The sequence below is a fragment of the Ruegeria sp. H6 genome, from assembly GCF_056532975.1.
This window is the reverse complement of record NZ_JBQFOA010000012.1, coordinates 14,766-39,257: the sequence shown is the minus strand read 5'-3', so window position 1 is coordinate 39,257 and position 24,492 is coordinate 14,766. Positions and strand designations below refer to the sequence as shown.

Genomic DNA, 24,492 nt, shown 5'->3' with positions numbered 1-24,492 from the left:
TTAATTCTGTCTGGAACGCCCCAGATTATAACTGACCTGGCCGGCATAGCGGTCGCTGATGATTGCCGCATAGTCGCGCTGGTTTTTTACGGCGTCCTAACCCCGCTTGAGGCCATCGGATCGGCGTGGCAGGAAGCTGTCAAGCCACTCGACCAGACGAATATCGTAGGATTGAATTTCAGGGGTCAGCGCATCATAGTCGATCAGGTTTGGATGACGCAATGTCGCGTCATCACGAACTTCACCGAACCGCCAGCCATCAAGCCAGCGATCCATCATCCAGCGCAAATGCTCCAACCGAGCAAGCTGATCTTTTATTTCGGGCGTTTCACAGAGCTTTTCATCAGGGCCAAGTGCGGGAATCGAATGCAAACCCGTGTCTGCACTCAGGTTCAGATCAAATCCGGCACTCGCCAATTTCGCCGGCAGATGCTCGATCGCGCGGCGGTTTGAAGTCCGATAAAGCTCAGGCAGCGTGTTCCATGGAGTGGCCGCCGGGCGTTTGGACATAAAGGTCTGATATTCTTCGTGATGGGTACGCGCAGCTTTATCCGGCATGGCATCCAGAACACCCGTCGCTGTCATAACCGCCATCGGCGAGCCAAATGGGACCAGTTGCCTTTCGTGCAGGCGCGCTCCGGGTGCAACCGGTTTTAGTCCTGCCCCATCCGGCGCACGAAAGAAAATCGGAGCATCAAATAGGTTTTCCCGGCGCGCTGCCGCTGCAAGGATCAACGCGTCCGCCATAGGCGTGCCCTGACGGCTTGTCGCGATATACACACCGGTAATCGGAGCCGCGTCGCTGCGGCGTTTCAGTTCCGTAAAGTCCTGAGGGCTCAGACATTCAACATCCGCTTCGATAAAGAAGATATCAACGTGTTCATCCAGCCCGGGATGGCGCGCCAGAAAAGCCGATCTGCGCCGCGCTGCGTCACGTTCGATCACCGTAAAAACCGGCCTCTCCAGAAAGCTTACAAGACTTGAATTCAGCATATCCGTTACAAGCGCGGCGCCCAACCCATCAAACCCGACGATCAGTGCATGGATTTGCCTGGCTCCCACGCAGCGCGCCTGCAGAAAGGGCGGATGCGCGCTCAGTACTGCGCGTGCCGCGCCCGCGCTTTCAGATATGCCAATCAACAAATCCCCTTGCCGGTCCGGATCGTCCGAAAGCTGAAACGCGTGTCCGACATGCCGGGACATCCAGGGATCCTTGAAAAGAGCAAAGACCGGAATGTCGCTGTGTTCCTGGGCAAGGGTAAGGGCAATTTGTGCGGTCGCGGTATCGCTGTCTTCGGCAACCAGAATGCGGTTTGCCCCGCGCAGGCTGTCTTTCATCGGGCCTGTCAGCAATCCTCTGCTATAAGGTTGCGTGAGAATGCCATCCCCGTTTTCCACGGTGTCGCTGCGGTGATGGGTGACCTTGTGTCCCTTCTGGGCCCAGGTTGCTGTAAATGTATGGGCAAACGGGGCGTCACCGATAACGGCGGCGTGGCCGGTTCGCAACGCGGCGCGCAGTCGGGAAATCGGCTTGCTGAACAACAGGACCGCTGCACGCAAAACCGCTGTGAAAGCGACGAAGGTCCCACCCCAACGCGCCAGATAAATCCGCCAACTGTGGTTCCAATCGTTTGGCGTCTCATAAACGCCGTTCAGCGTAAACGCCGTAAGCGCGCGGTAAACAGCCTCTTGCACAGGATAAGGCGAATGGTTCGGGGGCGTTGTGAGAAAGCTGTACCACCCGCTGAAACCCGAAACCAAAGTAACAAGCGCCACCAGCAGAATTAGCAGCGTTGTCTTTTCCATGCGAAGCACAGACAACAATCGGATCAACACCTTCATTTCAAACTCTCCGACTTTTGTCCGACGGCTTCGACAACCACGCTGTGTTTGAATTTTTGCCTATAGAACAGACGCTTGCCAAGGGTTAATTCTTGATTGCCGCATTGTTGGCTAAACCGTCCAGTCATCGCCCATCTGAATCTCGGCGGCCTTTGCGCCAACCTCGTAAGCCAAAGCCATTCCGTCGGGGTTGGTAAAGTCGCGTACCAGATCCAGATCCTTGTCACTCAGGCGAATTCCAAGTTCTTGGTTCAGCCAGTCATGTTCAAGCGAGACATTGAAACGCGAAAAGGTGAACAATGGCTCTTTGCCCAACTGGAACCCTGCAAGATCTCCTAACTCGCTGTTGATGTGCCAGGCGCGGTGGCATCGCCCCAACGATTGCATGATGCTCAGATTTGACGCTTCGCAATCGTTGATCACACTGGAAACGGCTGAGATCGCCAAAGTGGCAGCGGGTGTCATACGGATTTTGCCGGGGTCCAGTCTTTGTCTGAATGTACCCGTTCCAATGGCCACAAAGTTCAACGCCTCGGCGCCGGTTTCCCAGCCAAAGCCATAGTTTGGTACGGTTGCCAGCAACAGCATCGCCATAGCTGGCATGTTATGAGGCGACACCCCGCCATCGACAAACAATCCAGGAGCTTCGCTTTTGGCGATTTCGATCAATTCCGGTTGAAAGAAAAAAGGGGCCGCAGTCGACGCGCGGACGATTTCCGCCAAGCTGTAGTTGCGGTTTCCGATGAAGCTACCATCTGGCGGATCATTCCAGAATGCCCCGTTTGGATTGTTATGAACAATCCATGGGCTACCGGTATCCATCCGTTTTGCAACAATGACCAGGTTTGTCAGGATCTCATCACTGTCCAAGCGTTTGTCACCGATGATATTGGCCAGCTCTTCGCGCAACATCCGGGCGTCAAAAACAGATTGCATCCCGATCAGCCGGAATCGAGGCTTGCGGAACACGCGCGGCCCCAGATGCGTATAAAATTCCAGCAGCTTGGATGGGCTGATGCCCAGGCTAAGGCCGGCAGCTATTATTGAACCGGTTGAGGTTCCTCCGATCATCTGAAAATGATCACATAGTCGACCGGCTCCCTGCGTATCGAGTTTCGCTTGCAACCTTTCGAGAAACGCGAGTGTGATAATTCCACGCACGCCACCGCCATCAAGACTGAGTATGTTCTTGGTTTTTGAAGTCATCGGCTTGAAGCTCCTTTTCCGCCGCGTGGATTTGAGACGCCGACCCAAATCCTGCAAACAGTGTTCTCAAGTCCTTTGCCCGCCTGTTCAGCAAATTCCTGTTGATCGCGATAGCCAATAAAATATGTGACCAAGAACTTTGCAGCAGAACCAACGCTATGTGTTTGGAAAGCTAAGTGGCTCGTCAAGGAACACATCGCCCTGTTGCCAGGATGCCGAGATGTCTCTCTCTGCGGCTGACAGGCTATAAATCCGGGCAAGAATTGTGACCAGAAGCAAAACGAACAGATCAGCAAAAAGCAGCATTACTGTACCAAACCAGAACAGAAACTCCGGCATTCCAAGTTCGTCCAGGACCTGCAAATCGGGTCCCGCGGTGAAATACGGCCAGATAAATCCGCCATAAGCAGTTTGGTAGAACGCCACCAACGCTGCGATGCTGGAAACGATGTAAATGCGTGCTCCGGGCAGCCGGAGCCATCCACCCATCCATCCCACAAGTACACCAATGATCAGGACAGCAGCCGGAAAGAAGACCGAGGTGACAGCCAGTGTGAAAAAGAACACGGCGTCCACACTGACATCGTCTCCATCCAGCACCTTATTCAGCGTCCAATCCAAAGAAAAATCTATCAGCGTGGTTTCAAGGCTTACGTTCAGCAAACCAAGGGCCGCCCCAAACGCAATACTAATGAGGAATAACAAGACAGCCTTGGTGGTTGAGGGTTGCGCATCGGCGATTTTGTCCACTTTCGGGCTGCGTAGCCAGCTTGCGCCAGGCGCGGCGCTTTTGGCTAGGGGCAACATGTCTCCTCGCTCGGCGGGGTGACCGTTGTTGGCCAGGACTTCTGAAAGACTATGGCTGTGCCCGGACCATGGCTTGCCGCCAACCGGTGTAAAAATAAAACGTTTCAGCGGGTCGAAAGGCGGCAAATCGACATCATAGCGTGCCCGGATCATGTCGGCGTATTTCTGATACCTTGCGCGGCGCAGATCATCATCGTCGGTACCGTCAAACTCGATATAAAGGACGGTTTTGGGGGCCAATTTGTGAAATGCGATTTGGTCGAGTTCCCACAGCATTCCCTCGCCTTCTTTCGATGTGGCCCGGATGATGATGACAGCGCTTTTGTCCATCAGGTCCAGAACAACATCTTTCCATTCATCACCGAAAGGCGACAGGCGCGCCGCACCGCTGTAATATTCGTTGCGATCTGTCGGGTGGCCAAGACCAATAAACGGTCCCACCTGTTCACAAACAGCAAGCAGCTTTTCTTCGAACCGCACATTGCCGATGATGCCCTGAAAAGCGACCAGGACCGGATTGGCCCATTTCGCGATTTCGGCGGTCGGATCCCGGCGCAGGTATTGCTTATCGTCCTCAAAAGTCCGCAGGTAAAGAACCGGCTTTCTGACATCCCAGGACAGAACGTCTTCTGCACTGGAGATCGCAAATCGCCGAGAAATTTTGAGAACGACAAAAAAGACGCCAGTAGAAGCCAGAACAACTAGGGTCGCCGCAATATTCAAAACGTTTGATGCCGCGCGATCAGTGGCAAGTTCGGGATCAAGCTCGAACACGAGGCTCATAATATTCAAAAGCATGAACACGACCAGCGCCGACACTGGGCCCCAAACCAAATGCCGAACACGAGATTCCCGAATGAAAAATGGCTTCTTCAAAGAAACTGAGCTTAGATGTTGAGGAACAAAATCAAGAACCCGACGCACGCAACGGCAGCAATGCCGGACAACCAAAACCAGAATTTTGACTTCCGGCTTTCTTTCTCGGCCTTCTCGCGAAGGGCCGCTGCCAGATCCGTCGAAGATTCTCCTTCTGCTTCGACCATCAGCTTTTCACCACGTTTCTTGTGCGAAAAAGCAATTATGAACGCCATCAAGGTGCCGAACCCAAGTGCAAGCATTTCCCGTACCTTCCTGTTTTTTGAAGACCTTAGGTCGTGCATTGATTAAATCAATAGAAAGCATGCAGTTACGGGGAAGTGTTGCAAAAAATGCGCGCATCTATGTCGCGTCTTGAAGCTTTTCTTTGCGGCTTCGTTTTTTGAGCAAGTTCAATCAGTCACAAGATATGTTGAGCCTATGATCCGAATGGTATTGCGGAAAGTCGAGGCGCTTAGCGTTCTCGGTGCGTCCACGCACAACGATAGGGTGGGCACCCTCCCAACCATACCGGCCGTCGGTTGAAATCGCATAGTAAAACAAGTGATCGCCTTTGATCTTGTTGGGAAAGTGATATTCGGTTCCCGATGCGATTGTATAATATCCATCCGAGATCCACTGATCGTCAGTATCATAGTAACGCAAAGCAACCTGAATATCTTTTCGGCACGAGTTTCTTAACCTTAATCGCCCATAGGACGGGTCAGACCAGTCGAGCAACCGAAACAAATCAAGATCGTCATACTCAAAACGAATGATCCGTTTTATCTCCGCCAATACATCCGTGGTCAGCAATGCGGCCGAGTTTACTGCGCCGCCTGTGGCCCCCCCGGTATGAATGCCAACAAGGGTGTTTTTGTTTATCACCATTCCGATACCGGCAGAGCCAACAGATGTATCGCAATCATGGGAAATGGCCGACAAACCGTCTCGTTTGCCCAGGGCTTGGCATAGGCCCGGTTGGTAATATTGAGAGCCCTCAATGTCGCCTTCACCCCCGGCATAGCCGATCACCTGAAAAACCTGGCCTTCAAAATCGATCTGCGTTCCATCACCGACATCGATGTCGGGGGATAGATCTGAAAACCGCGTGTTTCCTTCAAATTCTCTTATTTGCACGATGGCAATGTCTTTTGACGCAGCATAGGTAGAAAAGCCGCGGAAGTGCACCTCTTCAATGAAGTCTCTAAGGACAAAGGCGCGCTTTATGTGGAATCGTCGAGTCAGCCTTTTGTCACCATGTGTGTGAAGGCCGGGAATAACGGTTATTCCGGATTTCAAAACGCCTCTTTCATAGTCGAAAATACATTGCGCGGCCGTGATGACATGGGCAAGCCCAATGGTTGTTCCTGTGCATGTCACGACATCCCTACGTCCAACAACAAATGCCACTGTAGAAGGGTCGATTTCTTCAGCGGGCAATACCTTTCGATCATCGGTACCCACTGTCACGGCCAATGCCGGAAACGATAGAAAAAGTGAGCTAACGGACGCAAAAAACGGGAAAAATCGGATTGACATACCTTTAGGTAGCAGAGTTGTTGCAAATGGAAAAGCCGCAAGAGGTGCCGTCGCAAACATATTGCGAACCGTAAGGTGGCAGGCAGGAGGGGGTTGGTTTACAGCCTACTAAGGATCCCCATGCGGTCTGCTGAGTACTCAGCCTCAATCGACCCCAGTGGCGATAGTTTTTCTGGCAGAAGCAAGAAGACTACCAGAAAAAAATTTCACAGATAGTCAAAACAGCTCATACCCTACCCTAAGAATTTGAACTGGTACTCCAGCAAATGAACTGTCAATTTCGCAGGGTTCGGGTGCTGCATCAGTGTCCAAGTTGACTATTCGGGTCAGAGGCGGAGTAATTATGTGAGTGGAACCAGCGATAGAACAGAACGCGCCATAGAAATTTGCAAGGCGGCAGGGGAATTGGCTCTGGGGTACTTTCGAGATCGCGACACTTTGGTTGTCGATGTCAAAGGCGCGCAGGACTGGGTCAGCGAGGCCGATAGAAATGTGGAAACGTTCATTCGGCAGGAGATCTCCAAGGCGTGGCCCGAGGATGGGATTTTTGGCGAAGAACATGGGGCCAATAGCGGCACCAGCGGGTTCGATTGGGTGATCGATCCGATCGATGGGACAACGAATTTCGTCAACGGCATACCCGCCTGGACCATTGTTTTAGCAGGCGTTTCGAACGGCAAGACGGAAATCGGTATCATTCACGACCCAAATGTCGCCGAAACCTATGTGGGTGTGCGGGGGCAAGGCGCGGTGCTAAATGGCAAGCCCATGTCTGTTGCGACAGGCGTCCCGCTGAATGCCGGAACCGTATCCGTCGGTTATTCAAACCGCGTGGAGGCCAAACATGTCATCCCGATCCTCGAAGCTCTGATCAAGCGGGGTGCAATGTATCACCGGAATGCAAGTGGCGCACTCTCGCTGGCCTATGTCGCCGCCGGGCGCCTGTTGGGATATGTTGAAGAGCATATGAACGCCTGGGATTGCCTTGCTGGCCAGTTGCTGGTGCACGAGGCGGGTGGCGTCATCGAGGACCAGGATGCCAACGACATGATCCGCAATGGCGGACGGGTGGTGGTTGGAATACCTGACATATTCCCCGAGATAAAGTCGATCGTTGACGCTGCCTGGATTGAATAGTTTGCGCCCGCGCGATCAGTCCGGAAGCAAAACCGGCCCTTTGGCCGAAAACGCCATCCTGACCGAGGCACCCGGTTCCAGCGGATCATCTACGTCGTCCTGAACAGCAAAGACCTGACCAAATTCTCCGCTCAGCGTGTATTCCATTCGCACACCGACATAAGTCGCCTTGGATATGGTTGCCGGGATACCTGCATCCTCGCCCAGGATAATGCGCGAGGGGCGGACGGCCAGGGTGGCATCGCCAGTTGGCAACCCACGCGCCGGCAACCGGTGCTGATACCCTTCAATCTCGATCGTTGCGATATCGCTTTCGACCGAGGTGATCTTGCAGGACAGCAGATTGGCCTCTCCGATGAAGTCGGCCACAAACCGGTCATTCGGCGCATCATAGAGGTCGCGCGGCGTGCCCTTTTGCGCGATTGCGGCGTTTCGCATTACCACGATTTCATCTGAAACGGCCAATGCCTCTTCCTGATCGTGGGTCACATAAACCACGGTCAGGCCAAGATCCTGCTGAATGGCACGGATATCCTCGCGCACCTGTCGACGCAGTTTCGCATCAAGGTTGGACAGTGGCTCGTCAAACAAAAGAACCTGTGGTTCCAGCACAAGGGCCCGGGCGACGGCAACGCGTTGCTGCTGTCCGCCCGACAATTCCGACGGCAATCGGGTGTCAAACCCTTTGAGACCGACCAGCTCCAACCCGACCAGCGCCCTGCTGCGTGCCTCGTCCTTGCCGAAACCCGAAAAGGTCAAACCATACATGACATTTTCCAGAACCGTCATATGCGGGAACAACGCATAGGACTGGAAAACCATGGACACGTCCCGGTCTGTCGCAGGCAGCTTGGTCACGTCCTTGTCGCCAATCAGGATGCGACCCGAACTGGCCATTTCGAGGCCGGCAATCATTCGCAAAGTCGTGGTCTTGCCGCAGCCTGAAGGGCCCAGGAGGGTGACAAGCTTGCCCGCATCAACGTGCAGATCGATCTCATCCACAGCAACCACGTCTTTGCCGAAGATTTTCGAAACCTTCTCGAACCGAACCGGGGCCGCCTTTGAGTTGATGGTGGCTTCGCTCATGCCTTTTTCTCCGTAGAAAGCTGTGTTCGTCGTCCGATCTGGACGCGACCTACAAGAAATTGCAGCAACCCAACCGCGCCAAGCATAACGAAGATCAGCGTGGTCGAATACGCAATTGCCAAGCCGTAATCGTTGTTCTCAACCCGTCCGATAATATAGCTGGTGGCCATGTCGTATTTGGCAGAAACTAGGAATATGACCGCTGAAATCGCAGTCATTGCACGCACAAAACTATACACCAAGGCGGCAAGAATAGCGGGGCGCAACAGGGGCAGGATCACACGCCTGAATGTCTGCCATGAATTCGCACCAAGGGTCAGCGAGGATTCGTCCAGCGACTTGTCGAGCTGACTCATCGATGCGATCCCGGCGCGGACCCCCACAGGCATGTTTCGGAAGATGAAACTGACGACAAGAATGACGCCGGTCCCGGTGATCTCGATCGGGGGGACGTTGAAGGCGAGAATATAGCTAACGCCGATCACCGTGCCGGGGATGGCAAAGCTGAGCATGGTTCCAAACTCAAACGCGTCCTTGCCCGCAAAACTCTGCCGGGTCAGAAGATAAGCGGTGACAAGCCCCACCGCAGCCGTCAAAGGTGCGGCGATTGCGGCAATGGTGATTGTTGTCCAAAAACTGTCCCAGGCAGCGCCGGTCCACCGAATGCCTTCCGCCTCGAAACGCACGCTGAACGCAGTCACGTAATGCTTGAATGTGAGCGCGTTGTTGACACCCCACAGTTCAACCACGCTGCCATAGATGATCATCGCGTAAACAACGGCGGTGAAGAACGCCCAGCCAAGTGCAATGGTCATGACGGGAACCGACAAACCGGTCGGCATCAGGGGATGAACACCGGCATCGCCTTTGCCGGTCACTGTCGTATAGCTCTTTTTTCCCAGCCAGGCGCGTTGCGCATAAAAGGCCGACAGGGTGAAGAACAGCAGCACCATGGCAAGGACCGCGGCGCGCCCCTGATCGTACTGCGCCCCGACGATGGCAAAGAAGATTTCGGTTGAGAGCACATCGAAATTTCCGCCCAAAACCAGCGGATTGCCGAAATCGGCCATCGACTCGATGAAACCCAGCAAAAAGGCGTTTGCCAGCCCCGGGCGCATCAACGGAAGGGATACCGTGCGAAATGTTTGCCACCGGTTGGCACGCAATGTCTGGGCGGCCTCCTCCATTGACGGAGAGACCCCTTCGACCACACCAATCAGGACAAGAAACGCGATGGGTGTGAAGGCCAGAGTCTGCGCCAGCAGAACGCCGGGCATACCGTATAACCAGCGTGTCGGCTGCAATCCGAACAGGTCCGCAAGAAACACGGTCACCGAACCGGACAAGCCGAACAACAGGATCAGCGCCAGCCCGATCACGAAGGGCGGAGTAATGATCGGCAAAACCGTCAGCGCGCGGATGGCGCGTTTGTACCGGAACCCCGACCGGGTCACGACCAAGGCAAAACACAGGCCAAGCGCGGTGGTGATCAACCCGACCAGAATGGCAAGGAACAACGAATTCCACGCCGCGCCGCATTTCGCCCCTGCAAAGCAACCCAGGCCCCAAAGCCGATCATCGAAGAACTTTGATGCAAACACGGTGGCGGAATAGGCCCCGTCTTCGGTGACGAAGGCTGAAAACAGCATTTTGGCAATCGGGAAAAAGACAAATGCGGTGACAATTGCGATGACACCACCGATCGCGCTGACCACAAAAACGTCGCCATTGATCGCGCCACGCGCGGCAATGCCCTGGGTCAGCAGGAACAAAAACGCCGACGCGCATATCATGGCGCCATAGCCCATGCCAAACTGGCGGATCTTGGGTTCTCCAAAAACGGCCTTGAGCCAGTCGAAATTGAAACCGCGAATACCGATGCCAAAGCCTTGCGCAATCAGCCAGCCAAACCCGAGTACGCCCGCCAGTATGAGTATCTTGGCGTAAAGCGGATCAGACTTGGGCCGCTTGAGAACAAGCAAAGGCAGGGCCAAAGGGATCAGCAGTGGCGTCAGCCACAGCTTCTCGCCCTGCCCGATCAGAAAAGCTGCGGGTGCGTAATCCTCATCAAACGGGTAGCCATCGACAAGCCATTGAAATGACCAGAGACCTCCGTCCACCATGTACCATGGCAGGACGAAGTAACCGACCCACCCGGCAACGATCCAGAAGATCAGAACCGGATAGGTCGTTATTTCCTTATTATCAGACACTTACTGAGGAAGAACCGAAACCTCTTCATCCCATTTCTGCAACAAGCGCTTACGCTCATCCGATGAGCCATAAGTCTTGAAGTCATAGTCGATCAGCTTGATGGTCGACATATCGGGCGCGCTTTCCGAGGTTTCCGCACCTTTGTTCGACGGCACCTGGAAGGCGTTCACTTGCAAGGCAAGGTTTTGCGCCTCAGCGCTCAGAGCCCAGTCATAAAAGGCCTTGGCCTCGTCTTCGTTGCGGGCCCCATCGATAATCGACATCGATCCGATCTCGTAGCCTGTGCCCTCGCATGGTGCCACGACCTTCACCGGAAAGCCGGAAACCGCCTGCTTCACCGCGTCGTGCATGAACACGATTCCAATCGTGTTTTCACCCCGGCCCGCCGCCTTGATCGGTGCAGAACCAGATTTGGTATACTGGTTGATGTTGGAATGCAGGCCCTTCATGAATTCGAAACCGTCATCCTCGCCAAAGATCTGCACCATCGAGGCCAGCGTCGTATAGGCCGTGCCCGATGAGTTGGGGTTGGCCATCTGGACGTGGCCCTTGTATTCGGGCTTCAAAAGGTCTTTCCAGCACGCGGGTTCAGGCAGGTTGTTCGCCGCCAGAAGATCGGTGTTATAGCCATATCCCAGCGCGCCGGAATAGATTCCGATTGTCTTGTTCCCCGCGCTTTCGGCCTGGCTGATCGCCCAATCATGAAGCTGGTCACGCATCGGCGACACATATTCCATTGTCAGCCCTTCTTCGGCCGCTTGCAGGTGCGGGTCACCGGTGCCACCCCACCAGACATCCCCTTTCGGGTTCGACGATTCGGCGCGAATCTGGGCAAAGGTTTCGCCTGAGGATTTGCGCGTCATATCGACATCGATCCCTGTCGCGTCCTCAAAGCTGCGTGCCATCAACTGGCACCAATCTTCCTGAGCCGAGCAATACAGAGTGAGACTATCGGCATAAGAAACACCCGCCGAGGTCGTAAGCGCAAGCAGTGAACCCGCGAGTTTGACAGTGACTTTTTTCATGAATTCCTCCCTTTGTATTTTAGGCAAGCTGAACACCGCTTTGTTATTTTGGCAACAAAATTCGGATGCCACACAGATTCGCTGCCCCCAGTCTTAGTTAAAATCGGTTACGCCATGGACGCAAACAATAAATAGAAATCAGCAGGTTAAGCAGGTATGATCTTGACACCACCCGTGATCGCATTTCATTTGGTTTGCGTTTCGATCACCCCGATGCAGCTATTCCGAAGACAATATGCACGCCATTCACCAAACCACTCAGGGCAGCCAAAATGTGGCCAGCGCTCTTTGGCAACAATTGGTTTCCGACCATGAGTATCAGGCGCTGATCTTCGACTGCGACGGAACTTTGGTCGAAAGCTCTCAGGCGCATTTCAATTCGTTTCGCGATGCCGTCTGGGCACAGGGGGAAAATTTCGATCAGGACTGGTACCACCAGCGAACGGGGCTGGATCGTGTGTCGTTGCTGTCCGAATTCGCCCAGAGCGCGGGCCCCGAATTCGATGTCGAACAAGCGGTTTTGCACAGCATCTCGGCGTTCAAGGACCATGTGGGCCTTGTCCGTTCCATCCCCGAAACTTCGAACCTGCTCCGCGCGATGTGCTCACGCCTGCCAATCGCCGTCGGAACAAACGCCGAAGGCGAAATTGCCACGGCATCTTTGACGGCGACGGGGTTGGTCAGATCCGTTGACCATATCGTCAGTATCTCTGATGGCCTGCGACCAAAACCATCCCCGGATGTGTTCCTGTCGGCGGCCACAAAGCTGAACCGCCCGCCATCTACAATTCTGGTCATCGAGGATTCAGAGCAAGGCGTTCTGGCCGCCAAAAGAGCGGGGATGAGTGTCCTGTATCTCAGCCCGTAATTTCGGATCGGGCCTGCAGTGACAGGGGCCCGGGAAACTACACCATTTTCGGCGTGTATCAATGTGATCCCAGTCATCAGATGCTGCGATCAAGCACCCGAATTCGGCTTCACTAACTGCAACTGTGCCGCAGTTTGCGGCTGTTTTGTCGTAAATCCTAATCATTGGTTTTTCATCGAGTCTACAAGTGGCCGTCGAATCGAAGACTTGGAACGACGAAAGGCCTGAGGATGAGTGATCTGGAAGCGCAGCGCACAGCGTCAGTAAATGCAACGCAGAATGGGGCGCCCAAGCGCACTGTGAACCCGTTTTTCGGGGTCGGGCCAATTACCGATGTCATTCGGGACGAAGCCGACGGTCGTCAGAACCGGTTCGAATTCGATGCATGGTTGGAAGCGACCTATCGCAAGCTTGACGACCAGGGCAACGATCTTGGGCCGTTCACCACAGCCGAGATCGGCCGTTCGATGCACCGGGGATATCCGGCTGACGCGATCCTGCTGGACATGATGCACCACATTCACCGCTATTTCGGCTTTCCAAAGGCCAACAAGATGGCGGTTGGTCTGGGTGGCGGACACAGCGGCTTTACCGTCGCGGTCATGCACCTGATGAACCCCAATCTTGAGGGGCAGAAGGTGTTTGTCGATACGCCGAAACCGGAATCCGCAGCGGCACAGGCCGGCGGCTTTTTCCGTCAGAGCTGGGGCACGCAGATCCTTGAGCTGCAGCAATTCGCGGCCAACGGCAATGAAGACAAAGTGGTGTTTGCAGGCGATGAGGGAACGATCCCGTCCGCGGATGAACTGGCGGCGATGGGCATCACGCTTTTTGTTGGCGTTGGTCACGAGACCACCGGGGCCACAACCTATACCGAAGCCGAGGTTCAGTCGCTGCTGGATTGGATCGACGGTGATCCGCAAAACCGGCATGCGATGATTGACGCGACCTCGATGCTGGGGGCCATGCCATGGAACCCTGCTGTCGTCGAAGCGTTCATGCAGAAATGCTGCATCTTCACCCCGTTCCAAAAGGCAATCGGCGGCGTGTCCGGCTATTTCCTGTTTTCAGTTACGCCGCAGGCGATGCAGCTGATCGACGACAATCAGAAGAACCCGGCCTGGGCCATCGCACGTCAGTTGAAACTGGTCGTGCCAACCGATGCAAAGAAACCGATCAGCGGCGACAAAACAGTTGGTCTGGGGCCGTTCTATGACGCTGAAGCCAACAAGATGACCGGCGGGGTGATCAACACATTCTCGTCGTTGGCCTTTGCCGAAACCACCTATTGCCTGTTGCGCGTCGAGCGTCTGATCGGGTCGGTGGCAACGATGAACGAGCGCTCATCCGCCAACCGCCAGCGAATTGCCGATTGGCTGGCAGGTCAGGATCTGCTGGTTCCCGGCGTGGCCGATGCCGACAAACGCGGCGCCGCGGTGACGCTTTTGGCCATCAACGACCCTGATGTGACCGATCCCGCGCTGCACGCCCGCATTATCGCCAGATCGAAGCAATTGTTGGGATATGAGGGTCTGACCCATCCGAATGGCGACTACGAGCCCGGCCTTGACGCGGCGAGGTATGTCAACGCATTCCCCGGCACCCCGGGCGACTATCGCGCCTGGATCGGTGGCATCCGCGAGACCAGCGATATCGAGCGTTTGCTGGAAAACATCTCTTACGCCTATCACCGCGCCAAAATCGTGGTGCTTGAGGAAGAGCTGGCCGCCGCTGGCACAACCTTTGAGGCCTCGTCGGTTGCGGATGGCAACACCCGGCAGGATGACCCGGATCGCGCCTATCGCATCCTGATCGCCGATTTGGTGGGCCTCAAGTTCGGCGCTGACGGCCAGCCCGACCCGTCCGAGGTAAAAGCCCATATCGAAGCGCACGGGGCCACATTCAGCATGGGTGCCTGGGACGGCAGCGATCTGCCTGCAGGTCAGCACTTTTTCTATCAGCCGGACCTGTCCACCCATGAAGAGCTGACCGCAACCTGTTGCGCAGGTCAGTACGACGCCGTTATCGCGGCGGCGACGTTCTTCCCGGAAAACGCCACCTTCCCCGAAGGCGGCGTGCGCATCGGAGCCGGAACCGGCAACATGGCCTGCGCCTGCTGGGGTGGCGGCGATGGCACCGGCGGAGCCGCACCGTTGATGAACACGCCCAGTTTCAACAGCCGCGCAACCGCGCAAACGGCGATGAAAGCCCTGCTGCGGGTCCTGCCCGATCTCGACGTGATCGGGATGCATGACCGTGTGGTCAAAGGCGATTTCGACACCGGCAAGCACCTGCGCGACTACCCGACCGAAAAGCTGGAAGGCAAACGGATGGGTGTCATCGGCTACGGTAATATCGGCCGCGAGGTCGCGAAGCTGGCTCAGGCCTTTGGCATGAGCGTTGCCGTCTACGCCCGGGAAAAACACCGCAAATGGATCGAGTCCGAAGGCTTTGTCTATGCCGCGACACCCGAAGACGCCGCGGCCGGGGCCGATGTGCTGTCGCCCCACACGGGGCTTGGCGCCAAAGGCAGCGACGGTACATTTGCCAATGCCGGTCTGGTCGGTGCGTCGGTGCTGAATGCGCTCAATGACGGGGCGGTGCTGGTAAACTACGACCGGGGCGAGGTTGTCGATGCGGATGCGCTGCACGCCGCTCTGGCCAGTGGCAAGGTGCGTTATGCAGCCATCGACGCGGATCTGTTCGTGAACGAGGATGGCAGCCTGTTCGGCCCGATGGTCCCCTACCGTCCGCTGATCGAAGCTTTCCCCGGCCAGCTTGAGCTGTTGCCACACGCGGCTGCGGATACCGAGCACACGTCGCGCGTCGAAGGTGCAAAACAGGCGGTCGATCAGATCCTGTCGGCGATCCGCTATCGTAAGGTGATCAACTGCAAAGGCGATCTTCCCGAGGGTTATACCAGCGGTGGCCCACAGACAGTTCCGGGCGTCGGCAAGGTTTCGGGCGCAGATATTGCTGCTGCCGCCCAGGACCCGGAAACCGTCGCGCGTCTGCGTCAGTCGATTGAAACCCTGGCTTCAATCTGGGGTGCCATCGATACAACGCGTGACCCTGGCCGTCGGGCAGAGTTGATTGACCAGCACGGAGAGGCTTTGACGCTGGCGTCCAACCTGCTCAAGCGCGACCTTGATGCGCTGGGGTTGGTCGGCGGGTACAGCTAAGCCGTCAACCCAGACTATCACAGGCCCGGCCAAGGTGTTCGAAACTGCCACCAAGCGTTTCTAATGACCTGGCTGGGCTGATAACATGAGACTGTAGCGCCGTGTCTCTGATCGAAAGGGGCAAAAGACCCTTGCGGCTTGCCCTCAGTCGGCTTTCATAGGCTCTGGATCAACACGAACTGCATGCGTCATCGCGGTGCCAGCAGCGCGCTTAGAATGAACTCTTCCGTGTTTCCGATGATCTTTTTCATCGGTAACTCGGACAACACGCTGCGATACGCGCTGCCTTCCAGAACCTCTATCACCAGTTGCGACGCTTGAAGCGGATCCGGAACAGCGCGCAAATCGCCGTCGGCGATCCCGCGTCGCACAACGGTTTCCAGAGCATCGATCAAGCTGGAGCGGTTTTCGACAAACAACTGCGCGATGTCCGGTTGCCGGATGGCCTCGCTTGAAATTTCCAATGTGAGAATAACATTTTCCGGCACGGCAAGGTATTTGGCATAGGCCTTGATGAACTTTTTCAACACTTTAAGCGCGGGCGTATTCGAGTTCAGGATCTTCAGAAACGGCTCCATCTCGCGGCGCTCCAGCACCGCGATTTCCACAAGCACATCATGTTTGCTGCGAAAATGGTTGTATAGGTTTCCAAGGCTGACACCTGCCCGCGCCGCGATATCACGGACACCGGTCTGATGATAACCGCGTTCAAGAAAGCACATAATCGCGGCTTCCAGAATCTGGTTGCGTCGCTTGGCGGTCGCCTTTTGCCGGCTTGAACCGGGCGGATTGGTGTCTTCGGTCATTTTTTCGATTTCATATTGAACGAACGATCGTTCATAGTATATGACAATTTACTGCATATCACAAGGCGCAATGGATTCGGCGGCACGGGAAAGATGGGTCAATGACGGACAAAAGCTTGGAAACGCGGCAAAGACCGGCCCGGCGATGGCTGTGGATCGGGCTCTCACTGGTGCTTTTGATCCTGATCGTCATGCTGTTGTTCGACACCGAGGACACAATTGATGTTCAGGCCACGCGCGTGCCAGCGCCTCTGCCGGTTGTCTCTGTTGTCAGCGTTGAATCGGGCACCGTTCAGGCCCGGGTTTCGGCCTTTGCCGAAGTGCGGCCCCGTTGGGATGCCGAGCTGCGATCCGCGGTGTCCGGGCGCATTACCGCAGTGCATGCCGCCGCTTTGGCAGGGACACAGGTGAAACAGGGCAACCCTTTGTTTTCCATCGAAAAAGCACCTTACCAAAGTGCCGTTGCAACCGCTGAGATGGAGCTTGGGCAGGCGGAGCTGGCGTTATTGCGCGCGCAGAACAACGTGACCGTTGCACAGCGTCAGTTTGACCGGGATGAGACGGAACCGCCAAACGAACTGGCAATAAACTTGCCACAACTGCGCATTGCCGAGAAAACCGTTGCAGCAGCTCAGGCGCGTCTGAATGCGGCGCGTGCTGAGTTGAAAGACGCAGAGGTTGTCGCCCCGTTTTCGGGCTTTGTCACCCACCGTTTTGCCAGCCTTGGTCAGACGGTCAACCCAGGCGATGCCCTGATACATCTTTCGGATGACCGGCACTTTGAACTGGTGGCCGAGTTCAGCCAGGCGGATTGGTCTCTTTTGGACCATCCGATCTCTGGCGCCACCGCGGATCTGACACACCGTTCAGGCAGAACTCTGGGGCAGGCCCGGGTCCGGCGCGGTGGGGGGTTTCTGGATCAGAACACGCGGCAGGTGCGCGTCTTTTTGGACGTCACCAACCCCGGCGAAGGTATTCTTGCCAGAGATTTCCTGCAGGTTCACATTCCGGGCCGCCCGATTGCAGACACAGTGACCTTGCCGGAAAGCGCGCTGACCCGCGCAGGCATCGTTTGGTTGGTGGATGATGAGGACCACCTGCAAAGGCTCAGCCCGGACATTTTGTTCCGCAGCGAAGGTACGGTCACGATCGCTGCTCCCGAAGGGACCGGCCCATGGCGCGTGGCCAAAACACCGCTGGCCTCGTTTCTGCCGGGTCAGCGCGTTGCACCGCGCGCGGATGAGGGCTGAGCCATGCATGCGCTGACATCCTGGTTTATCCGCAACCCGGTTGCTGCCAATCTGATGATGGCGCTGATCCTCTTTCTCGGGGTGCAGACGCTGTTGAATATTCGGATCGAAGGCTTCCCGCGCATTCCGCCGGAAAGCGTGACAATCGCAATCGAATTCCCGGATGCCACGGCCGAACAGGTCGATGAGTTGGTGACTCAGAAAGTCGAACAGGCGCTTGAAGGGTTGGAGGGCGTGCGCAGCGTGACCTCTCAATCCCAAAACGATCTGAGCGTCGTGACCGTTCGCCGCGCGGGCGGGCAGAAACTGCAAGCCGTTCTGGACCGGGTCCGCATTCGCATCGACGGCTTGACCGATTTACCCGATACCGCGCGCCGCCCTGTGATCGAAGCATCGGGGTTCGACTTTCCGGCTCTCTATCTGAACCTCTACGGCGAAACGGACCCGGCCACATTACAGAGCCTTGCGCAGCGCCTGAAAGAAGAACTGCTGGCACAACCGGACCTGTCTCGGCTGCAAATCTGGGGCCTGATCCCGCGAGAGCTGCGGATCGAAATCGACCCGGCTCTGCTGCGCCATTACGGTCTGACCGTGTCGGATGTGACCCGCGCCATCGAGGAAAACTCGCTGACATTTCAGGCAGGCAGATTGCGCACCGAAGGCGGCACGATCTTTCTGCGAGCCGATGACCGGGCGAAATACGTGCCCGAATACGTGGCCCTGCCGATCATTGAACGTGGCGACGGGTCCTTTGTGCCCTTGGGGGATATCGCCAAGATCGAAGACGGGTTTCAGGACGGCGAGTACCTGTTCCGCCTGAACAGCAAACCAACCGTCGGGATGGAGGTTCTGGTCGGGCAGAAAGAAAACCTGCTTGAGATCAGCAATGTAGTGCGCAGCACAGTGGACAATTTCAGCCGCCAGCTGCCATCGCAGGTCCAGGTCGAGATCTGGGGCGACAGCGCCGGCTATATCGCGGACCGCTTGGCGCTGTTGCGCTCAAACGGGGTGCAGGGGCTGATCCTTGTCACCTTGATGCTGTCGGTGTTCCTGAACGTGCGCCTGGCGTTCTGGGTGGCGATGGGTATTCCCGTTTCGGTCATGGGCGCGATTGCGGTCTCGGGCTCAAAATGGATCGACTATTCGCTGAATGATGTCACGACGTTTGGCCTGATCATTGCGTTGGGTATTCTGGTCGACGATGCCGTCGTGGTCGGAGAAAGCGTATTTGAGGAACGCCGCAACGGCAAAGACCCGATCAAAGACACGGAACGCGGTGTGCATCGTGTGGCCGTTGCCACCGTCTTTGGCGTCTTGACCACCATCGCTGCGTTTTTTCCGATGCTGTTGATCGACAATCCGCTGGGCAGGGTTCTGGCCGGGTTTGCAGGGATCGTGATCCTGACACTGATCTTCTCGCTGATCGAAAGCAAATTCATCCTGCCGGCCCACCTGGCGCAGATTTCGATGGGGCAAGAGCGTCGTTACCTGCTGACCCGCCTCTGGGGCCGGGTACAGGATACGGCACAGGGCGGGTTGAACTGGGTGCGGGATCGCCTCTACCAGCCGCTGCTTGTTGCGGCGGTGCGGCAGCGTTACGCCGTGCTGATCCTGTTCATCGCCGCAGCAACCCTGGGGCTTGGCCTGATGGTCAAGGGCAAGGTCAAAACGGTGTTCTTTCCAGAGGTGCCCGGCCAGGTTATCACGATGAACCTGGAAATGGACGCCCGCGCGCCCTTTGCCCTGACCCACGCCAACGTGGATCGGATCGAAGCCGAGTTGAACGCCCTGAACACCGAACTTGCCGCAGAGGCGGGCATGGCCAGGCCGCCTGTCCAGACGGTGTTTGCCATCATCAACAGTGCAGAAAACGCGCAGATCTACGCCGAGATGATCCCGGTGGCCGAGCGCCCCGATGTCCCGATCCTGACCGTGGTCCGCGCATGGCGCGACCGGGTGGGTGAGGTCGAAGGTGCGACCGAGTTGGAGTTCACCGGATCGGAAACGCTTGCCGGCGGCTTCCGCATCCGCCTGGCATCAAAAGACGAAGACCGGCTGCAAAAGGCCAGCGCCGAGATGAAAGACTTTCTGTCGAAGATCGATGGTGTGGCGAATGTGCGGGACGGGCTGGCGGGGGGACAACCTGAACTGAAACTCCGCCTGCGTCCGGACGCGCGGCACCTTGGATTCAACGCCGAGGCCCTGGCCAGGCAGATCGGCTATGGCTTCGGTGGCGCCGAGGTGACCAAGATCAGGCGTGATGGGTCCGAGCTGCGCGTAGTGGTGCAAAACGCGCGGGAAAACCGCGATACGCTCGCCGATCTGATGCAAACCCATTTGCGCAGCGCCTCTGGCGCCTGGGTGCCGCTTGAAACGGTTGCGGAAATCGAGGGCACCTATGCCGCAGGCACCATCGATCGTCGTGACGGAAAGCGCATGAATATGGTGGCCGCCTCCATCGACCGCGATGTTGTCGCCCCCGAAGAGGTTGGGCAAGCGGTGTTCGAACAGCTGGTTCCCGCGCTTGAGGCCAAGTTTCCCGGTGTGGCTGTGTTGCCTGCGGGCGAGTTGGAAGAAATGGCCAATATCAGCGACGGTCTCAAACGCGCACTGCTGCTGGCGGCTGTGTTGATCTATGTGCTGATGGCCGTGCCGCTGAAAAGCTATTGGCAGCCCTTCATCATTCTGGCCATTGTGCCCTTTGGCTTCGTCGCCGCCGCGGTCGGGCACCTGATCATGGATGTCTCACTGTCGCTGTTTTCGTTCTTCGGCATGCTGGCTCTGACCGGTGTGATCGTGAATGACAGCCTGGTCATGATCACCCGCTATAATCAGGCGCGCGACGAGGGCCAGCCGGTGAACCTTGCGCTCAAAAGTGCGGGCATCGGACGGTTCAAGGCGATCTTTCTGACCACCGCAACAACAGTGATCGGCCTGCTGCCGTTGCTGACCGAGACGTCCGAGCAAGCACAGTATCTGATCCCCGCGGCCATTTCACTTGCTTTCGGAGAACTCTTCGGCACCGCTCTCATGCTGCTACTCGTACCCGTGCTGATTGCCATCACCGAGGATTTTCTGGCCGTTTTCAAACCACCACTGCCGCACCCTTACGAAGAAAGGACAAAGCCATGACACGGCCCCTTCTGGTTCCCGCATTCGCCCTGATGACGCTGGCAACACCTGCCACCGCCGAAGGTTTGAATGTAACCGTCAACGGTATCCGCAACGACACAGGAAACATCGTGATCCTTGTATTCGATGACGCCCGCGCTTTTGACAGTATGGATGCCTGGGGCGCGATAGACTACGCCCAAATCCCATCCCGCAAAGGCAGCGTCAGCCACGAATTTGCCGACCTGAACGCGGGACCCTATGCGGTGCTGCTGTTTCATGACGAGAATGAAGACCAAGATCTGGCCATGACCGCCACGCACCTGTTGGAAGGCTTGGGATCAACTGGTGCCCCGACCTCTCAGGACGCGCCTGATTTCAAGGCTGCCTCGGTCTGGCCGGGTGATGTCCGCATTCGTATCCATTATGACCAGTAGCGCCACATGCTGACAGACCAAAAACTGACCATCAGCACGCTATTGTGCGTGTTCCGCTGGCGCGTCGGGCTTACATGGTTCCTGATCCTGTTAGAAACGGCCCTGACGGTTTTGATCCCGCTGTTCATCGGCTTCGCCATAGATGGCTTGCTGAACGGAGAGTTTCAGCACTTTGTGCATTTGGGTGCTCTGATGATCGCCCTCACGCTGATCGGCGTGATCCGGCGGATCTATGACACGCGCGTCTATGGCACCATCCGCGTCGAGTTGGGCAAGGTGCTGGCCACACGGTTTTCAAGCCTGCCCACATCGTCGCTGAACGCCCGGATCGGAATGGGGCGGGAACTGGCCGATTTTCTGGAAGAGATCCTGCCCTCGGCGCTTGCTGGGGTCGTGCAATTCGCCGTCTCTGCGGTATTGTTGTTTTATTTCTCACCCGCTCTGGCCCTGTCAGCCTGTGGAGTTCTTGTCGGAATGATATCCGTCTACGCCGTCTTTCATTCGACGTTCTGGCAATGGAACCGCGCATTGAATGAGCAGATGGAGCAACAGGTCAGCGTTTTGGAGCAACGCCGCACCCGCCCGGTGCTGGTTCATCTGAAAAAACTGCGTCGGTTCGAAATAAAGCTCTCGGATACTGAAGCCATTCTGTATGGCGTGATCTTTGTTTTGCTGATCGGTCTGATCCTGTTCAATCTCTGGTATGCAACGCAAAACCTGGACGCCACACCGGGAATGATCTTTTCGATCGTCAGCTATTCATGGGAGTTTGCCGAAGCCGCACTTGCCTTGCCGGTCACGCTCCAATCCTGGTCTCGTCTGTCCGAAATCACCGTTCGGTTGCAGAGCGGCTGAGATAATAGACTCTTGGTAAGAAGGTCTTAGATCAGGCGACCCCGAACCTGAACAGACGGTCCGTTGCAGCTATGAATAGTCTTTTCTCATCAACGCCGTTGCCGGCCAAGAACTATCCATCCCGTTGGCTCCCGCGGTCACCTCTTAATCGATGCAAAAACGCTCTCGCGTCAAATGAACAAAGTTGCGAACGGTTTCGAGGCTTTCTTCTTCCCGTGCATCTAGCATGTCCAGTACTTTGTCGCGCGTGGCACGGGCGTGTTCTAAGTTTTCAAACCCGTAAGCCACACCGTATTTTGCCAAGGGATGTGCGGCCTGCCATGCATCCTGATCGGCAAAGAATCCCGGTACAATGATGCTGTCACAGCCACAAATTGCCGCAAATTGCGAGTACATTGTGGCTTCATCATAAGAAATAAACGTCTCAACGCGGTTAAAGATATCATTGATCTCCACATGGCTGAGACGGTCAATCGCTATGGCTTTCGGATCTTCAGTTTCCGGAAGTCTTTCCTTAGCCCGCCCTTTCTTAACGATATAGGCCGTGCCTTGGCGATCTGCGCGATGTTCGTTTTTGTAGATCCGGTTCCGCCGCCACATGGTCAGCTCTGGTGCACCACCTGTCAATTCAGGAAGATCGAACATCTCGCCACAATGAAAGAACATCTCGTTTTTGGTAAACTCATATGGATGCAGGACGCCGGGTTTGTATAAGATCCAGCGCACGATGTTTCGGGCTTTAAGCGGGTTACGCAAAACCAGTTCGGGATAAACAACGATGGCATCGTTTGGCGCCGATTTGCCTTCAAAAACAGGAACGCCCAGCGTCTTATACTCAGGTTTTGGCCGGAAAAACTCGGCAATCCGCCGGCGCTTCCCTTTTGGATTCTGGTTCGGCATAGGCCACATCTCAGCAGTTTCACCAAATGAAATCAAAGTTTTACCAAGTTGATGAAGAAAGATCGCGCCCCCATTGTTTTCGTTGTAAGAAGGCGCGCAGATAATATATTTCATTTGATCTTCTCAAAATAGCCGTGCGCGACGTTTATGACTTCGTCGAGCTGTTCCGGCAACGTGTAATACATTGGCAAGCGCACCAGGCGCGCAGATATGTCATCGGTAACTGGCAAAACATCGCCATGAGTACGGGCCAATCGCCGCCCGGCCGGGGCTGAATGCAACGGGACATAGTGAAAGGGTGCGTTGATGCCATGATCCCGCATGTGCTGAATTAAGGCGTCACGATCGTTAACATCGCGCGTCAAAAGGTAAAACATGTGACCGTTTCCGACCGTATCTTTGGGGATTACCGGACGTTTCAGACGACCTTTTTCTTCGAGGTCCGCAAACGCGTTGAAATAGCGGCTGAACATTTGGATGCGCCGATCGTTAATCTCTTCCGAGTTTTCCAACTGGGCATAAAGGAAAGCCGCGATCAATTCTCCGGGCAGGAAGGATGATCCGATATCAACCCAAGTGTATTTATCTACCTGACCTCGCAAGAAATTCGAGCGGTTTGTGCCCTTCTCGCGGATAATTTCTGCGCGTTCTACCAGGTCGGGGCGATTTATAGTGATCACCCCGCCTTCGCCCGAAATGATGTTTTTGGTTTCATGGAAGCTGAAAGCCGCCATATCACCCAAAGAACCACATTTTCGACCTTTGTAGGTTGAACCAAGCGCCTGTGCGGCATCCTCGATCAGCAAGAGATCATGGACACGAGCGATCTCGGCCAGGCTATCCATATCGGCGGCAAAACCAGCGTAGTGAACAGCCACAATCGCACGCGTATTTGCCGTCACAGCGTTTTGAACCTGAACTGGATCGATGTTAAGAGTCGTGGGATCAATATCGACAAAAACCGGAGTTGCCCCCCGAAGGGCGATCGCATTTGCTGTCGAAACAAAGGTGAATGACGGTAAGATTACTTCATCACCCGGTTTCAGATCAGCCAGAATGGCTGTCATCTCAAGCGCAGCAGTACAGGAATGAGTCAGAAGTGCGGTATGCGAATCTGTTAATTTGACCAGAAGTTCATTGCACAGTCGCGTGTAGTGCCCATCTCCCGACAATTGCCCCCGTTCGATGCAATCGCGGATATAATTGAGCTCCTGCCCAACCATAGATGGGGTATTAAAAGGTATCTTGAACATGATTTCTCAGAGCCTGAAACTCGCTCAGCCACACTAGCTAACGGTTACGGCAAAATACAACAAACTTTGGAGCAAAAAGTGAATTCAATGCCAATTTAGGCATTGTCGCTCGGGTT

At 55.7% G+C, this 24,492-nt stretch carries 18 protein-coding genes; 7 read left to right on the top strand and 11 right to left on the bottom strand.

Translation table 11 applies throughout. The annotated features are described in order from the left end of the window. Nucleotides 1-96: 96 nt before the first annotated feature. From ACR0AG_RS17460 to ACR0AG_RS17440, 5 genes are all read right to left on the bottom strand, one after another. Complete coding sequence (locus tag ACR0AG_RS17460; protein ID WP_480841251.1) at nucleotides 97-1,806, bottom strand: RyR domain-containing protein; 1,710 nt, start codon at nucleotides 1,804-1,806, stop codon at nucleotides 97-99. A gap of 147 nt (nucleotides 1,807-1,953) precedes the next feature. Continuing rightward, nucleotides 1,954-3,048 (bottom strand): patatin-like phospholipase family protein, encoded by a 1,095-nt coding sequence (locus ACR0AG_RS17455; protein WP_480841249.1) that lies wholly within the window; start codon nucleotides 3,046-3,048, stop codon nucleotides 1,954-1,956. 156 nt (nucleotides 3,049-3,204) lie between these two features. Next, nucleotides 3,205-4,806 carry a hypothetical protein gene (locus tag ACR0AG_RS17450; protein WP_480841247.1) on the bottom strand — a complete coding sequence of 534 codons (1,602 nt, stop codon included), beginning with the start codon at nucleotides 4,804-4,806 and terminating at the stop codon, nucleotides 3,205-3,207. Further along, the gene (locus ACR0AG_RS17445; protein ID WP_480841245.1) at nucleotides 4,743-4,973 is read right to left on the bottom strand and encodes a hypothetical protein; all 231 of its coding nucleotides are present in this window, start codon (nucleotides 4,971-4,973) and stop codon (nucleotides 4,743-4,745) included. The genes ACR0AG_RS17450 and ACR0AG_RS17445 overlap by 64 nt, the downstream gene beginning before the upstream one ends. Nucleotides 4,974-5,127: 154 nt before the next feature. After that, on the bottom strand, nucleotides 5,128-6,252 hold the full coding sequence (locus tag ACR0AG_RS17440) for a DUF1036 domain-containing protein (RefSeq protein ID WP_480841243.1): 1,125 nt from the start codon (nucleotides 6,250-6,252) through the stop codon (nucleotides 5,128-5,130). A 345-nt stretch (nucleotides 6,253-6,597) separates the two neighbouring features. Here ACR0AG_RS17440 and ACR0AG_RS17435 point away from each other — a divergent pair, with 345 nt between their 5' ends. Further along, complete coding sequence (locus tag ACR0AG_RS17435) at nucleotides 6,598-7,389, top strand: inositol monophosphatase family protein (protein WP_480841241.1); 792 nt, start codon at nucleotides 6,598-6,600, stop codon at nucleotides 7,387-7,389. 15 nt (nucleotides 7,390-7,404) lie between these two features. Here ACR0AG_RS17435 and ACR0AG_RS17430 read toward each other — a convergent pair whose 3' ends face one another. From ACR0AG_RS17430 to ACR0AG_RS17420, 3 genes are read right to left on the bottom strand one after another with little or no spacing between them, the layout of a single operon-like run. Next, nucleotides 7,405-8,475, bottom strand: coding sequence for an ABC transporter ATP-binding protein (locus ACR0AG_RS17430; RefSeq protein ID WP_480841239.1), 1,071 nt, complete (start codon nucleotides 8,473-8,475; stop codon nucleotides 7,405-7,407). Further along, nucleotides 8,472-10,688, bottom strand: a complete 2,217-nt coding sequence (locus ACR0AG_RS17425) for an ABC transporter permease (RefSeq protein ID WP_480841237.1) — start codon at nucleotides 10,686-10,688, stop codon at nucleotides 8,472-8,474. Before ACR0AG_RS17425 ends, ACR0AG_RS17430 begins: the two co-directional genes overlap by 4 nt. Continuing rightward, the gene (locus tag ACR0AG_RS17420; RefSeq protein ID WP_480841235.1) at nucleotides 10,689-11,714 is read right to left on the bottom strand and encodes an ABC transporter substrate-binding protein; all 1,026 of its coding nucleotides are present in this window, start codon (nucleotides 11,712-11,714) and stop codon (nucleotides 10,689-10,691) included. Nucleotides 11,715-11,988: 274 nt separating this feature from the next. Here ACR0AG_RS17420 and ACR0AG_RS17415 point away from each other — a divergent pair, with 274 nt between their 5' ends. Continuing rightward, nucleotides 11,989-12,582, top strand: coding sequence for an HAD family hydrolase (locus tag ACR0AG_RS17415; RefSeq protein WP_480841233.1), 594 nt, complete (start codon nucleotides 11,989-11,991; stop codon nucleotides 12,580-12,582). A gap of 230 nt (nucleotides 12,583-12,812) precedes the next feature. Continuing rightward, nucleotides 12,813-15,764, top strand: coding sequence for an NAD(P)-dependent oxidoreductase (locus ACR0AG_RS17410; RefSeq protein ID WP_480841231.1), 2,952 nt, complete (start codon nucleotides 12,813-12,815; stop codon nucleotides 15,762-15,764). 188 nt (nucleotides 15,765-15,952) lie between these two features. Here the strand turns inward: ACR0AG_RS17410 and ACR0AG_RS17405 are convergent, their stop codons facing one another. Next, complete coding sequence (locus ACR0AG_RS17405; protein ID WP_480841229.1) at nucleotides 15,953-16,570, bottom strand: TetR/AcrR family transcriptional regulator; 618 nt, start codon at nucleotides 16,568-16,570, stop codon at nucleotides 15,953-15,955. 101 nt (nucleotides 16,571-16,671) lie between these two features. On the opposite strand from ACR0AG_RS17405, the gene ACR0AG_RS17400 reads away from it, so the two are divergent. From ACR0AG_RS17400 to ACR0AG_RS17385, 4 genes are read left to right on the top strand one after another with little or no spacing between them, the layout of a single operon-like run. Beyond that, nucleotides 16,672-17,820: an efflux RND transporter periplasmic adaptor subunit gene (locus tag ACR0AG_RS17400; RefSeq protein WP_480841227.1), complete on the top strand. Its 1,149-nt coding sequence runs from the start codon at nucleotides 16,672-16,674 to the stop codon at nucleotides 17,818-17,820. Nucleotides 17,821-17,823: 3 nt separating this feature from the next. Beyond that, a complete protein-coding gene (locus ACR0AG_RS17395) occupies nucleotides 17,824-20,952 on the top strand; it encodes an efflux RND transporter permease subunit (protein WP_480841225.1) in 3,129 nt (1,042 codons plus the stop codon). Continuing rightward, nucleotides 20,949-21,368, top strand: coding sequence for a DUF2141 domain-containing protein (locus ACR0AG_RS17390; protein ID WP_480841223.1), 420 nt, complete (start codon nucleotides 20,949-20,951; stop codon nucleotides 21,366-21,368). The genes ACR0AG_RS17395 and ACR0AG_RS17390 overlap by 4 nt, the downstream gene beginning before the upstream one ends. 6 nt (nucleotides 21,369-21,374) lie before the next feature. Further along, the gene (locus tag ACR0AG_RS17385; RefSeq protein WP_480841221.1) at nucleotides 21,375-22,223 is read left to right on the top strand and encodes an ABC transporter six-transmembrane domain-containing protein; all 849 of its coding nucleotides are present in this window, start codon (nucleotides 21,375-21,377) and stop codon (nucleotides 22,221-22,223) included. A gap of 144 nt (nucleotides 22,224-22,367) precedes the next feature. On the opposite strand, the gene ACR0AG_RS17380 is transcribed toward ACR0AG_RS17385, so the two are convergent. Then, nucleotides 22,368-23,237, bottom strand: coding sequence for a hypothetical protein (locus ACR0AG_RS17380; RefSeq protein ID WP_480841219.1), 870 nt, complete (start codon nucleotides 23,235-23,237; stop codon nucleotides 22,368-22,370). Continuing rightward, nucleotides 23,234-24,376 carry a dTDP-4-amino-4,6-dideoxygalactose transaminase gene (rffA, locus tag ACR0AG_RS17375; RefSeq protein ID WP_480841217.1) on the bottom strand — a complete coding sequence of 381 codons (1,143 nt, stop codon included), beginning with the start codon at nucleotides 24,374-24,376 and terminating at the stop codon, nucleotides 23,234-23,236. The genes ACR0AG_RS17380 and rffA overlap by 4 nt, the downstream gene beginning before the upstream one ends. Nucleotides 24,377-24,492 lie beyond the last annotated feature (116 nt).